13 protein-coding genes, 1 pseudogene and 1 CRISPR repeat array are annotated in these 12730 nt (G+C 69.2%); of the genes and pseudogenes, 13 read left to right on the forward strand and 1 reads right to left on the reverse strand.

Features of this window, described 5'->3' with window-relative positions; genetic code table 11:
- The first annotated feature begins 37 nt into the window (after positions 1-37).
- The 9 genes and pseudogenes from cas7e (at position 38) to ACFYY7_RS41900 (ending at position 9660) form a co-directional block, all read left to right on the forward strand.
- A complete protein-coding gene (gene cas7e / locus ACFYY7_RS41860; protein ID WP_388670590.1) occupies positions 38-1222 on the forward strand; it encodes a type I-E CRISPR-associated protein Cas7/Cse4/CasC in 1185 nt (394 codons plus the stop codon).
- Positions 1219-2082 carry a type I-E CRISPR-associated protein Cas5/CasD gene (gene cas5e, locus ACFYY7_RS41865; RefSeq protein ID WP_388670593.1) on the forward strand — a complete coding sequence of 288 codons (864 nt, stop codon included), beginning with the start codon at positions 1219-1221 and terminating at the stop codon, positions 2080-2082. The genes cas7e and cas5e overlap by 4 nt, the downstream gene beginning before the upstream one ends.
- The gene (gene cas6e, locus ACFYY7_RS41870; RefSeq protein WP_388670596.1) at positions 2079-2741 is read left to right on the forward strand and encodes a type I-E CRISPR-associated protein Cas6/Cse3/CasE; all 663 of its coding nucleotides are present in this window, start codon (positions 2079-2081) and stop codon (positions 2739-2741) included. Before cas5e ends, cas6e begins: the two co-directional genes overlap by 4 nt.
- A gap of 71 nt (positions 2742-2812) precedes the next feature.
- Complete coding sequence (gene cas1e, locus ACFYY7_RS41875) at positions 2813-3730, forward strand: type I-E CRISPR-associated endonuclease Cas1e (protein WP_388670631.1); 918 nt, start codon at positions 2813-2815, stop codon at positions 3728-3730.
- 25 nt (positions 3731-3755) lie between these two features.
- Positions 3756-4064 carry a type I-E CRISPR-associated endoribonuclease Cas2e gene (gene cas2e, locus ACFYY7_RS41880; RefSeq protein ID WP_376308993.1) on the forward strand — a complete coding sequence of 103 codons (309 nt, stop codon included), beginning with the start codon at positions 3756-3758 and terminating at the stop codon, positions 4062-4064.
- A gap of 16 nt (positions 4065-4080) precedes the next feature.
- Positions 4081-7584: direct repeats of the CRISPR family, unit length 29 nt; unit sequence GTGCTCTCCGCGCGAGCGGAGGTGAGCCG.
- Positions 7585-7614: 30 nt separating this feature from the next.
- Entirely contained in the window at positions 7615-8019 is a 405-nt protein-coding gene (locus ACFYY7_RS41885; RefSeq protein ID WP_388670601.1) for a Scr1 family TA system antitoxin-like transcriptional regulator, read from the forward strand.
- A gap of 76 nt (positions 8020-8095) precedes the next feature.
- The gene (locus ACFYY7_RS41890; RefSeq protein ID WP_388670604.1) at positions 8096-8656 is read left to right on the forward strand and encodes a winged helix-turn-helix domain-containing protein; all 561 of its coding nucleotides are present in this window, start codon (positions 8096-8098) and stop codon (positions 8654-8656) included.
- Positions 8542-8844: pseudogene (locus ACFYY7_RS41895) on the forward strand (transposase); the annotation flags it as partial. The gene ACFYY7_RS41890 and the pseudogene ACFYY7_RS41895, both read left to right, overlap by 115 nt.
- 351 nt (positions 8845-9195) lie before the next feature.
- Positions 9196-9660: a hypothetical protein gene (locus ACFYY7_RS41900; RefSeq protein ID WP_388670607.1), complete on the forward strand. Its 465-nt coding sequence runs from the start codon at positions 9196-9198 to the stop codon at positions 9658-9660.
- Here the strand turns inward: ACFYY7_RS41900 and ACFYY7_RS41905 are convergent.
- Entirely contained in the window at positions 9642-10226 is a 585-nt protein-coding gene (locus ACFYY7_RS41905; protein WP_388670610.1) for a YrhB domain-containing protein, read from the reverse strand. The two genes, ACFYY7_RS41900 and ACFYY7_RS41905, sit on opposite strands and share 19 nt — an antisense overlap.
- Positions 10227-10566: 340 nt before the next feature.
- Here ACFYY7_RS41905 and ACFYY7_RS41910 point away from each other — a divergent pair, with 340 nt between their 5' ends.
- The 4 genes from ACFYY7_RS41910 to ACFYY7_RS41925 all read left to right on the forward strand — a co-directional run bounded on the left by ACFYY7_RS41910 (position 10567) and on the right by ACFYY7_RS41925 (position 12589).
- Entirely contained in the window at positions 10567-10725 is a 159-nt protein-coding gene (locus ACFYY7_RS41910) for a hypothetical protein (RefSeq protein WP_388670613.1), read from the forward strand.
- Positions 10722-10925, forward strand: coding sequence for a hypothetical protein (locus ACFYY7_RS41915; RefSeq protein ID WP_388670616.1), 204 nt, complete (start codon positions 10722-10724; stop codon positions 10923-10925). The genes ACFYY7_RS41910 and ACFYY7_RS41915 overlap by 4 nt, the downstream gene beginning before the upstream one ends.
- Before the next feature lie 128 nt (positions 10926-11053).
- Positions 11054-11425 (forward strand): hypothetical protein, encoded by a 372-nt coding sequence (locus ACFYY7_RS41920; protein WP_388670619.1) that lies wholly within the window; start codon positions 11054-11056, stop codon positions 11423-11425.
- Positions 11426-11647: 222 nt separating this feature from the next.
- Positions 11648-12589, forward strand: coding sequence for a hypothetical protein (locus tag ACFYY7_RS41925; protein WP_388670622.1), 942 nt, complete (start codon positions 11648-11650; stop codon positions 12587-12589).
- The last annotated feature ends 141 nt before the right edge of the window (positions 12590-12730 follow it).

Here is a 12730-nt window from a genome sequence, read left to right on the forward strand (position 1 = left end):
CCCATCACGCCCATCCATACGAAGGAGTCACACCAGCATGCCCATGGCCGCCCGATTCATCGACATCCACATCATCCAGAGCGTCCCGTTCGCCAACCTGAACCGAGACGACACGAATTCCGTCAAAACGGTCCAGTACGGCAATGTGCTGCGCACCCGGGTCAGCAGCCAGTCCTGGAAGCGGGCCGTCCGCGGCGTGTTCGAGGACCGCATCGGCCAGGCGGCTCTGCGTACCCGCCGCATCGGCGAACGTGTCACCCGCCTGCTCGCCGAAGACCGGGAGTGGCCGCTGGAACTCGCCGAGAAGGCGGGGGCGCATACGGCTGCGGCCAGCAGCATCAAGTTCGAATTCGCGAAGAACCCGGCAGACCCCAAGCAGAGCGTCCCCAACAAGGTCCTCACCAACGCGATGGTCTACGTCCCCGAGAGCGCCGTCGCCGAACTCGCCGATCTGGCCGAGGAACACCGCGAGGCACTGCAAGCGGCGAAGGACATCAAGAAGCCTGCGGACAAGAGCATCCTGCCCGCCGACCGGGTCGAGGCGGTCCTCCGCTCCCGCAACGGCGTCATCAACCTCTTCGGCCGCATGCTCGCCGAGGTCGACAATGCCGGTGTTGACGGCGCCGTCCAGGTCGCCCACGCCCTCACCACCCACGAGACCGACGTCGAACTCGACTACTTCTCCGCCGTGGACGACGTCACCGCCAACTGGGGCGACCAGTCCGGCAGCGGGCACATGGGCCACACAGAATTCAGCGCCGGCACCTTCTACCGGTACGCCACCATCGACCTTCGCGACCTCGCCGCCAACATCGGCGAGAACCCCGCCGAGCTCCGCGAACTCGCTGCCGCCTTCCTCAGCGCATTCATCCTGTCCCTGCCCCAGGCGAAGAAGAATTCCACAGCCCCCCACACCATCCCCGACCTCGCCCACATCTCCGTACGCTCCGACCGGCCCCTCTCCTACGCCGCAGCCTTCGAAAGCCCAGTCACCGCATCCGGGCAGGGCGGCTTCGCAGACGCCTCCCGCACCGCTCTCTCCGAGTATGCCGAGACCGCCAACCGCCTCCTCGGCACATGCAACATCCTCCACTCCGGCTGGGCGGGGATCGACACCAAGGACCTCAACGGGCTCGGCACCCGCCACACCAGCTTCGACACCCTCATCGACACCGCCCTCAACCACGCTCTGACCGCACACCCCGTCGGAGACGCCGCATGAGCGCCCCCCTCCCCGCCCCCGAACCGGGACTCCTCCTGCGCCTGACCGGCCCCCTCCAGTCCTGGGGCCTGCACAGCCACTTCAACGAACGCGACACCGCCACCTTCCCCACCCGCTCCGGCGTCATCGGCCTCCTCGCCTCGGCCCTCGGGCGCCGCCGCGACCAGCCGATCAACGACCTCACAGCACTGCACATGACCGTGCGCACCGACCGGCCCGGCGTGATACTGCGCGACCTGCACACCGTCGGCGGCGGACTCCCCGCCAAAGCCACCGTGACCACAGCCAAAGGCAAAAAACGCACCGGCGACACCGGCACCCTTCTCACCCACCGCTACTACCTCGCCGACGCCGCCTTCACCCTCGCCCTCACCACCCCCCACCCCACCACCGAGGACCACGCACTCCTCGACCGCTGCGCCGACGCCCTGCGCAGCCCCCACTGGCCCCTGCACCTCGGGCGACGCTCCTGCCCGCCCGAAGGCCCCGTTCTGCTCGGGCAGAGCGACGACGCACTGCACCACCTCATCCACCTGCCCCTCGCCGCCCGCCCGACCACCGGACCAGGGCCAGGAGGCAGACCAGTGGAATTCCTGGCCGACCGCCCACTGAACCACCTTCCCGCCCCGCCCCACATGATCAGCGGCACAGCCGAGGACGGATCCCACCCCTCCAGCGAACTCAACGACCAACCCGTCAGCTACCACCCCCGCCAACGCGCCTACCGCGCCCGGCCGCTGTACCGCCGCACCCTGCTCCTCCCACCTTCCCAGTTCGCCGGACTCGGAAGAGAGCAGATCACCGCACTGGGCCACTACCTCGACACCCGGCTGAACACCACCGAAGGGAGCCGACGATGACCCTCTGGCTCACCCGCATCGTCCCCGACACCCGCTCCCGGGACGCCCGACGAGACCTCAGCGGCCCCATCGGCATGCACCGCCGCATCATGAGCCTCTTCCCGTCCGACGCCGCCCCAGACCCCCGCGCACACTTCGGAATCCTCTTCCGCACCGAAGACACCCCCACTGGGCCGCACCTGCTCATCCAGTCCACCCACGAACCCGACACCAGCCACCTCCCCGACGGCTACGGAACCGCCCTCACCCGCCCCCTCGACGCCCTCATCGACGCCATCCGCCCCGGCCTCACCATCCGCTACCGCTGCGTCGCCAGCCCCGTCCGCAAACCCGGCGCCACCACCCGCGCCCTCTACAACCTCCCGCCCGTCGTCCCGCTCACCGGCACAGCAGCCGACGAATGGTGGCTCCGCCAAGCCGACCTCAGCGGCCTCAAACCCCTCACCCACCACTCCCACCCCCTGGACGCCATACAAGGAGAACGCCACCCTGACGGCGCCCCGCCCCAGCGCATCCGCCACTCCCGCACCCAGTTCGACGGCACCGCGGCCATCATCGACACTGACCTGCTCCGGACAAAGATTCTCAACGGGATCGGACGCGGCAAGGCCTACGGATGCGGCCTCCTCAGCATCGCCCCCGCGAGGCAGCCCCAGTGACCCCACGCCCCGCAACCACCCCCCTCACCACCAGCAACGCCCGGCGCAAACTCGCCGCACCCACCGTCGCCATGCTCCCCCGCATCGCCGACTGCCTCTCCTTCCTCTACCTCGACATCGTCCGCATCCACCAGGACGACACCGGAGTCTGCGCAGAGGTCACCAGCGAGCAACGTGGAACAGAGACCGTATATCTCCCAACCGCAGCGCTTGGCTGCGTCCTCCTGGGCCCCGGCACCTCCATCACCGCACGCGCCCTCGCAACCTTCGCCAGAAACGGCACCACCGTCGTCACCACCGGGTCCGGAGGTGTCCGCTGCTACTCCGCGGCTGTCCCCGAATCCCTCACCACCCTCTGGCTCGAACACCAGACCCACGCCTGGGCCAACGACTCCCACCGCCTGGCCATCGCACAGGCCATGTACGAACTCCGCTTCGGAGACGGCACCGCAACCGGCGGAACCAACCTCGACAAGCTCCGCGGCATGGAAGGCCAACGCGTCAAAGCCCACTACCAACTCCTCGCCCGCCAATACAAGATCGGTCGCTTCCGCCGCTCCTACGACCCCACATCCTGGGACAGCCAGGACCCCGTCAACCTCGCTCTCTCCTCGGCCAACACCTGCCTCTACGGCATCGTGCACGCCGCAATAACCGCGCTCGGCTGCTCACCAGCCCTCGGCTTCGTCCACAGCGGCAACCAGCAAGCCTTCGTGTACGACATCGCGGACCTCTACAAAGCCGAACTCACCATCCCCCTCGCCTTCTCCCTCCACGCATCACCCGACCCCGAAGGCAAAGCACGCCGCTCATTCCGACACGAACTCCGCCTCTTCCAGCTGCTCCCCCGCATCGTCACCGACATCCAGCAACTCCTCGACCCGAACCACACCTACGAATGCCCCGACCCCGAAGAACAACTGGTCGACCTGTGGGATCCGATCACCGGCTCCGTACCCGCCGGCGTCAACCACGGGAAACCACTGTGACCCGCCCACTGGAAGGGCACGGCACATGTCCTCAATGATCGTCATCTCGGCCACCGCCGTCCCCGACCACCTACGCGGCGCTCTCACCCGCTGGCTCCTCGAAGTCACACCCGAGCTGTATGTCGGCACCGTCTCGGCCAAGGTCCGCGACGAACTCTGGTCAGCCGTCGCCGCCTGCACCGACGACGGCATGGCTGTCCTTGCTCACCCGGCCGACAACGAGCAGGGCTTCCAACTACGAACGGCAGGCACCCGCCGCCGCGAACCTCTCGACTTCGACGGCCTCACCCTGATCGCCTTCCAGCGAAGTCAAGAAATGGCAAACCCTTTCTAACCTGCCAGGTCAGAAAGGGTGCTCTCCGCGCGAGCGGAGGTGAGCCGGTGGCCGAGTACCTGTCGACCCCGTACACCGAGTGCTCTCCGCGCGAGCGGAGGTGAGCCGAAGCCCGATACATGGGCACTCTCCTTGCTTGGGTGCTCTCCGCGCGAGCGGAGGTGAGCCGTTCACCGACTCCGGGCTGCCGGTGTCGGGCTGGTGCTCTCCGCGCGAGCGGAGGTGAGCCGCCCGGCCGCAGGTGGAGGTTACGGCGGAGTCTGTGCTCTCCGCGCGAGCGGAGGTGAGCCGTTACCGCGATCGGCTTGGTGGCCATCGCGATCGTGCTCTCCGCGCGAGCGGAGGTGAGCCGCCGACCTCCCCGGCGCGCAGCAGGGCGACGACGTGCTCTCCGCGCGAGCGGAGGTGAGCCGTACCCGACGAACTGGGGACTTACTGAGGGCTCGTGCTCTCCGCGCGAGCGGAGGTGAGCCGTGACAGACATTGGGGAGCGGCTGCGCCGCACGGTGCTCTCCGCGCGAGCGGAGGTGAGCCGTTCGCGTTGGAGAGGGCGGTCTGCCACGACTGGTGCTCTCCGCGCGAGCGGAGGTGAGCCGTTCGGGTGGCGCAGCGTGCCAGGGTTGCTGATGTGCTCTCCGCGCGAGCGGAGGTGAGCCGTACATCCGGCAGGTGTACCGCGACCTCGCGGAGTGCTCTCCGCGCGAGCGGAGGTGAGCCGGCACCCGGCCCCGACTGCAAGGTCAAGATGGGGTGCTCTCCGCGCGAGCGGAGGTGAGCCGTCGGACGGGTTCGTGCAGACGGAGGCGGCGGGGTGCTCTCCGCGCGAGCGGAGGTGAGCCGTCCGACCGGCCGTGCATGTGCAACCCGGACAAGTGCTCTCCGCGCGAGCGGAGGTGAGCCGCGGGCCGCTGCCGCCGCCGCGAAGAAGACGGCGTGCTCTCCGCGCGAGCGGAGGTGAGCCGTCTGAGGGCCGGCGCCGGGGCGCGACGGACGGGTGCTCTCCGCGCGAGCGGAGGTGAGCCGATGCGCACGTTGGCGTCGTCCCAGATGATCCGGTGCTCTCCGCGCGAGCGGAGGTGAGCCGCCTCTCGCTGGGCCTTGCGGGCGGCCTTCAGGGTGCTCTCCGCGCGAGCGGAGGTGAGCCGATCGGCATCACGTGCTCGACGACCTTGCCGAGGTGCTCTCCGCGCGAGCGGAGGTGAGCCGCCGCGGTCGTACGGGCGCGGTGAGGTGTCGGCGTGCTCTCCGCGCGAGCGGAGGTGAGCCGCGTCAGCGCCCGGCCTGCCCCCACCTGGATCCGTGCTCTCCGCGCGAGCGGAGGTGAGCCGTCCCTGGCGGGCCGCGGTGGGGCATTCACCGTGTGCTCTCCGCGCGAGCGGAGGTGAGCCGCCACGACCGCCTTGACCCGGGCCGCCTGGTCCGTGCTCTCCGCGCGAGCGGAGGTGAGCCGCGACCGCGCTGTGGAATACCCGGACGTGTTCAGTGCTCTCCGCGCGAGCGGAGGTGAGCCGTTCTCTTTGTCGGAACGGGGTGGCGCCCCGTAGTGCTCTCCGCGCGAGCGGAGGTGAGCCGATGTACGGCCGCCCCGACACGGCCCCTCGAACGTGCTCTCCGCGCGAGCGGAGGTGAGCCGTGATCGCGATGTACTACGCGGGGTGGGCCCGGGTGCTCTCCGCGCGAGCGGAGGTGAGCCGTAGCTGCGTGTGGCTTGTTCCTTGCCCCTGGTGTGCTCTCCGCGCGAGCGGAGGTGAGCCGGCGTGGACGGGCTCTTCGCCTGCGACGGCCGGGTGCTCTCCGCGCGAGCGGAGGTGAGCCGTCGTCCGCTGTCTGGTCCTGGTACCAGGCGGTGTGCTCTCCGCGCGAGCGGAGGTGAGCCGTCATCAACTGGCGTGCACCGGTAGACGGCTCCGTGCTCTCCGCGCGAGCGGAGGTGAGCCGGTTCGTGACGGCGTCGACTGCGGATGGACCAGGTGCTCTCCGCGCGAGCGGAGGTGAGCCGTGGGACATCGGCGCCCACCTCAACGACTGACCGTGCTCTCCGCGCGAGCGGAGGTGAGCCGGACCCCCGCGCGAGCGGGGGTCCTTCGGTGAAGTGCTCTCCGCGCGAGCGGAGGTGAGCCGTCCTCGGAGTCGACGTCGCCGGACAGCCACGCGTGCTCTCCGCGCGAGCGGAGGTGAGCCGCCATCGAGGAACTGGGAGGTAGCCGTGGTGTTGTGCTCTCCGCGCGAGCGGAGGTGAGCCGCCGGTCTTCGATGCACTTGTGATCGGACTGAAGTGCTCTCCGCGCGAGCGGAGGTGAGCCGGCAGTGTGCCTGCGGTGACCGCGTCAAGGAAGGTGCTCTCCGCGCGAGCGGAGGTGAGCCGAAGGGCACGCCGGTTTCGTACGCCGCGGCGAAGTGCTCTCCGCGCGAGCGGAGGTGAGCCGTCCGCCGTACCGCGCTGTTGAATCTCCGGCCGGTGCTCTCCGCGCGAGCGGAGGTGAGCCGGTTCGGACGGACGGACGGACGGGGCGGCGTGCTCTCCGCGCGAGCGGAGGTGAGCCGCTTCGGCGTCGTTTCGGGCCGGGCGTACTCCGGTGCTCTCCGCGCGAGCGGAGGTGAGCCGCCACCGGCCTTCCATGCGGGCCCGGTCCTTGGGTGCTCTCCGCGCGAGCGGAGGTGAGCCGCTGAGCATGCCAACCGGTCGCGGTGTACGACTGTGCTCTCCGCGCGAGCGGAGGTGAGCCGACCCTCGCCCGCATCCAGGCCGGCCTCGACAAGTGCTCTCCGCGCGAGCGGAGGTGAGCCGTCTTCGATCACGCCCCGCAGGTATGGAACGCCGTGCTCTCCGCGCGAGCGGAGGTGAGCCGGTTGTCGGCCTGGAGCTGCCCACCGGCGAGCCGTGCTCTCCGCGCGAGCGGAGGTGAGCCGTGAATAGGCGCACGCCGCCCATCTCGCAGTGCGTGCTCTCCGCGCGAGCGGAGGTGAGCCGTGACCGTGGTTACCAGAACGGCCACTGCGGCGGTGCTCTCCGCGCGAGCGGAGGTGAGCCGAAACTCAGCCTCCTTGATGGGGGCGATGTTCTGTGCTCTCCGCGCGAGCGGAGGTGAGCCGGCCCGCAAGACCGAGAAGAAGGAAGGCGGCAAGTGCTCTCCGCGCGAGCGGAGGTGAGCCGGCACGGGCGGAGCAGACCCGCCGGGCGGCGGAGTGCTCTCCGCGCGAGCGGAGGTGAGCCGGCGCTGTACGCGGTCTGGACGGCGGCGTTCGCGTGCTCTCCGCGCGAGCGGAGGTGAGCCGACCGGTCGCCCCGCGCTCCGTCCCACAGAGAGGTGCTCTCCGCGCGAGCGGAGGTGAGCCGTGGCCTGCCACATCGGCGTACCCCTTCCCGGGGTGCTCTCCGCGCGAGCGGAGGTGAGCCGCGATCGACGGCAGCCCCCTTGTAGATGCCTGCGTGCTCTCCGCGCGAGCAGAGGTGAGCCGCGCTCCCGATCGGATTCGAACCGACGGCCCTCGTGCTCTCCACGCGAGCGGAGGTGAGCCGACGTCAACCGACGACGCTGTCCGGGCTCGCATGCGTCGCCAAGAGTGGCTTTACGCGGCAGGCCAAAAGTTTCATGCGCTGGTGTGGGAGGCGGCCCTTCACGCGCTGGTGTGCCCGCCGCCGGTCCTCACTGCCCAGCTCGATCGGCTCGCGGGCGTGATTGGTATGGACACGGTGGAACTGGGCATTGTCCCGCTCGGTTCCTCGCTGCGAATCCCAGCAGCGAATGGCTTCTGGATCTTGGACGAGCGGCTGGTTATTGCCGAGGACTGGCACGCGGAACTCTGGTTGGATGACGCCGATGTCGTGGCTGCCTACCTGCGTGTCCGGGACACGCTGAGGGAATCTGCGGTATATGGAGCCGATGCCCAGAACGTGATCACGCGGGCTCAGCGAAGCGTCCGCGCCCACTACGACTTCGGCTCGTCAGGGTGAACTTTGGCGAAGTCCCTGATGGGCCCGGTGTGGTGGCTGTATCTCGTGGTGTGTGAGGTATGCGGATGGGGGCGGGGTGACCGCTGTGGGACGGCGGCGCCGGGAGTCGGTGCGGATGCAGGCGGCCGAGTTGTTCGAGCAGAGGATCAAGCCGCTGGAGGTGGCGCGGCGTCTGAGGGTGAGCCCGAAGTCGGCCTATCAGTGGCACCAACGGTGGCGGGAGGGCGGTGTTCAGGCTCTGGCCTCCCGTGGCCCGAGCGGATCCCGATGCCGTCTGTCCCCGCGCTGTCTGGACAAGCCGGCCGCGTATCTCGAGCAGGGCCCGGCCGCGCATGGCTGGGTGGAGGACCAGGTGTGGACCGCCGCGAGGGTGGCCACGCTGATCGGCAGGAAGTTCCACGTCTCCTACAGCGTCTCCGGGGCGACGAGGCTGATGCACCGACTCGGCTTCAGCCCACAGGTCCCCGCGCGACGGGTTGCCGAGCGCGACGAGCAGGCCGTCACCGTCTGGAAGGAGGCGACCTGGGACGAGGTAAAAGAACCCGGGCGGCCTGCGGGGGCTACATCTGCTTCGAGGACGAGGCAGGCTTCACCCGCAGGCCGCCCAAAGGACGCACCTGGGCCCGGCGCGGAGTGACTTTGCAGGTGACGGTGAGCGGACGGCGTTCGGGACGGCTGTCCGTGGCCGGACTGATCGCCATGCGGCCCGGTTCCCGCACCCGCCTGTGCCATCGCCTGCGCGCCCACCCCTCGGGCAAAGGCAAGCGCCGCAGCATGGGAGAGCGCGACTTCATCGCGCTGATCGACGGTGTCCACCAGCTCGTCAGTACCGGCCCGACACCCTCGACGGCTTCATAGCCGGCACCCGCCTGACTCTCGACACCCCAACGTCACCCTGACGAGCCGAAGTCAGTAACGCCCACTCAGGTCGGTTCGAACTTCGTCAAACGCGACTGGACCGGCTTCATAAGCAGCCGGCGAAGCGACAGCTAAGAAGTCGGTGTATCTCGTTCGTGAGCACCGGCATCATGGTCGTCGGTAGTTTCATGCGCGAGAGGACGAGTGCGACGGGTGTCTGGAGACGGGCAGGCGGATCTGACGGAGCTGTGGCAGCGGCGTTGGCCCAGTTGCCCGCCGGTTGGGTACAAGCTCCGGGGCCCGTATAGGGATGTTTGGGTGCGTTTTCACAGCCTGCCGGAATCGAAGCGGTACGCGGAGGACGAGAGCGAGTACACCGTCGTCCTGGAGCGTTACAACACCGTCCTCGATGAGCTGTTCGCTGGTGCGGACGTGTATGTGATCACACCGCTCTGGACGACCGAAGCAGAGGTTCCACCATCGCAGGCCGTCACCGGGTATTGGCAGAGCCTGCTGGTGGAGGACGATCCTGACCCTGCGTTCCGCACGTACTGCCACCTCTTCGCCGCCCGCCGACCCTGGCGGCGTGGCTGCATCGACGAGTTGCTCCGAGACATCGCCGACGACAAGGTGGCGGGCGTCCTCATCATTGACATCCGGATGCAGCGCATCCACCACCCCTACGACGGTGGCGCCGACGTTTTCCTCGCCACGTCCGAGGAACGGGACCGGGTGCGCGATCGGCATGCCGACTGGCTTTCCCGTCACCCCTCGGGTCTCTGACCAGCTCGGATCTCCGCCCCGCTCAGAATCGTCTCCACTGCATGTGCCGGGTTGAGAGGCTCCACGAGCTCTTTGGTGGCGACGGCCACGAGACGCGCGGGCGCATCACCGTCCAGCAATGCGCTCACATATTCGATGGCCTCCGCAGGCGAGAATATCGGCAGCCTCTGGCGCAGTGTCCGTACAGCGTGCACGCGTCCGCGCGCAGCGGCGACTTCGCACAGCACGTCGTGTAGATCGTCTACTGCGGTGCGCCCCGGCAGCCCACGTATCCGGGCTCGATAGTCGGCCTCCCACTTCCCGGTTACCGCGGAGACGACGCCGACCTGGTGCAGTCCACCGTCGACACGGTCGACCAGGTAGGGCCCGTTACCGGCCAGCATGAACTCCGGGTTCCGGGTGCGTACGAACTCCTCGGAGGTCCAGGAAATGATCCACACCAGCTCGTGCTCCTCGACGTCGACCACAGCCATCCGCATCGCGTCCACGCCCGTAGCCCGCCACTGCTGATAGTCGTGCTCCAACTGGTTCTTGACAGCCTGAATGGCGGCCTCTCGCTCAATCACGCATGCAGCTTCCCGCACCGACCTCTCTCTCGACCAGCAAGTTCGCACGGTCCAGGGGCACGTACGAGGGGTCTGACGGACCTTCTTGGCCAGGAATACGACAGCAACGGAACAAGTGCTCTGCGCCAGTACCGCTCAAGACCTTGGGGTCCTGCTTGGGGTGCTTCGACGGCACGCCCGCCGACCCCGCTTCCTACATCGCTCCCCCGGCCAAGCACCTGCTGGCCGCCTGATCCGAGAGAGCACCTGACCATGAGCACCGCCCCCCTCGCCGCCTTCACCGAGCCGGACCGCCCCAAGAAGCCTGCTGATCCGGTTCATCGCGGTCGGCGGCAGCTACGTGGATGTCACCGGCCCCGGCGAGCACTTGAAGGAGAACCGTTGGGACTGCCGCGGCTGCGGAGACTCCTCCGAGCGGCCCGAGGAGGACTACCTGTTCTGCATCCGGCCGGACGCCTACAGCCACGCCGCCGCCTGCCGCGCCATCCCTCTGCGGTGACCGCCCAGCATCTGCGCGGCGCCCTGCTGCTTGTCGCCGCCGTCCCGCTTGCCGCGGCGATGGCCGCCGCCGTGCTCAGGGCCAGCCATCTCAAGCTCTACGCCGACCCCGAGATGGAGGCACGCGGCTGCTGGTCCGACCGGCGGGAGCTGCACATCCGGCTCCTGCCCATCCCGGCCTGGGCCGACCCTCCATGCTGAGCGCCACCGCCCCCGGCCGGAGATCGGCCGAGGGCGAAGGCGCCACAGGGCGTCCGCAGCATCGGCAAGAGGCCGGCCGCCCCCTCACACCCCCGCACCCCGAATCCGAGATGAGGAGCACACCCAGCATGACCGATCGCATCCGCGCCATCGAGGGCCTCGCCCTGGTCGCCGCCCTGACCACGGTCTTCGACGGAGTCCACGGCCTGGGCGACCAGTTCGTGCAGCAGGAACACGACGCACTGACCAAGGGCATGCACGGCTCCCACCTGGTCTACAAGAACGACGGCTCCCCGGTGGAAGAGAACCCCTGGCGGCACGGCAAGGAAGGCCGCACCTGCACCGCCAGCGCCTACGGCCGCCGCTCGGTGAGCCGACACGTCGCTTCTGTTGGGCTTCTCGAAGAACGAGCGGTGGGCGCCCTTACGGATGTCGTGGTCAGTGCCTCTGCTCTGGGCCGCTGCGGTGCACGACACGTGATGCGGACGGCGGCGGCTTGATGTGGCGACGTAGGCGCGGCCCACCGGCTCTACTTCAAAAAAACTCGGTGGGTCTTTCGCCATAGGTGAGGCACAATTCCCGGGGAATCGGGGCGAGGGGGAGCTTGTTTGGACGTGTTTGCGTGTGCCGGGTGCGGCACGGAGCTGACGGCGCCGGTGTCCCGAGTGGCCCTCCCGGTCCATACCCATCACGGGGGATGGGAGGAACTTCATCCTCCGCTGATGGAGCCCGCGACGTACGCCGTCGACCCCCGACCCACTGGACCGCCGTGGCGGTTGTGGGAGGAGGTCGGAGAAGACGCGGCTGCCCGGCAGGACGCGTACGCGCCGGTGTACTCCGTCTCGTTCGGCGCGCGGAACAGGATTGTCATCGCCCCCGGCGACTCCCGGTCCATGGCCCTGATCCCCGAGAAGTGCGAGGGCTACTGCCGGGGGGTGGACGGCCGGGCCGGCCCCAACCTGGCGTGCGAGGGATGCGGGCGGGCCGTGGCCACTCGCATGGACGACTGCGGACTGTGGCAGACGGTATGGCTGGAGCCCGGCGCGGTCGTACGCCGCCCCTCGGGGCTCCCTGCCAGTCCGCCTCCCGACTGGGACGAGCTGGAGCGCGCCGAGCACCGCGTCCCACCCGTCGAACCCGACGGGTCGTGGAGCCGTCGCTGGGAGGCGGCAGTCGGGGTCGCGCTGGCCCACCTCGTGGCAGCCACTGAGGACCGCCCCGTGGACCTTCCCGCCGGCCCCGTCACCGAACTGCTCGGCCACGCCGTAGGCCAGTACCTGCCGGCCGGGCCCGATGCCCGTACCGTGGGGCTGGCCGGCCCGGGAATCCGCACCCCCTGGCCCCGTCCCGACGTCCTCCTCGTCCCCTGCCACCCCTTCACGGGCACACCCTGGCGCCCACCCGGCGACGACGCGGCCGTGGTGCCGCTGGACAGCGGGGTCTGGGCGTACCTCGCCCACCCGGGCGAGACCTCACCGAAGCCCGCGACCGGGGTCCTCCCCGAAGGCGTCCTGCGCGACGACTACTCCCTGCCACCGCGCCCCTGGCACCCGCTGACGCCCCACCACCGCGCCTTCAAGGACACCCTGGTCGGGCTGCCCGCCATACGCGCCCCCCGGCTGCGCAGGTACCACGACGCGTCCCGATCACGAACGTCTGACTAACTGATCGTTTCAGAATGAAGTTTGTTGCGGGTCTTGGCAGTTGGGCGTTGTGTCGGCAGGATTTGTTGGGTGTCTGCTGATCTCGTGCCTGATGACCTGTGGGAGCGTGTGGCTCCGCTGTTGCCTGCTCGTCCGCCTCGG

The organism is Streptomyces sp. NPDC001933 (genome assembly GCF_042890955.1).
In the GTDB taxonomy this organism is placed as follows: Bacteria; Actinomycetota; Actinomycetes; order Streptomycetales; family Streptomycetaceae; genus Streptomyces.

Coding starts and splice junctions, on each gene's coding strand:
- cas7e (WP_388670590.1), top strand. CDS start 38: ATGCCCATGGCCGCCCGATTCATCGACATCCACATCATCCAGAGCGTC.
- cas5e (WP_388670593.1), top strand. CDS start 1,219: ATGAGCGCCCCCCTCCCCGCCCCCGAACCGGGACTCCTCCTGCGCCTG.
- cas6e (WP_388670596.1), top strand. CDS start 2,079: ATGACCCTCTGGCTCACCCGCATCGTCCCCGACACCCGCTCCCGGGAC.
- cas1e (WP_388670631.1), top strand. CDS start 2,813: ATGCTCCCCCGCATCGCCGACTGCCTCTCCTTCCTCTACCTCGACATC.
- cas2e (WP_376308993.1), top strand. CDS start 3,756: ATGTCCTCAATGATCGTCATCTCGGCCACCGCCGTCCCCGACCACCTA.
- ACFYY7_RS41885 (WP_388670601.1), top strand. CDS start 7,615: ATGCGTCGCCAAGAGTGGCTTTACGCGGCAGGCCAAAAGTTTCATGCG.
- ACFYY7_RS41920 (WP_388670619.1), top strand. CDS start 11,054: ATGACCGATCGCATCCGCGCCATCGAGGGCCTCGCCCTGGTCGCCGCC.
- ACFYY7_RS41925 (WP_388670622.1), top strand. CDS start 11,648: ATGGAGCCCGCGACGTACGCCGTCGACCCCCGACCCACTGGACCGCCG.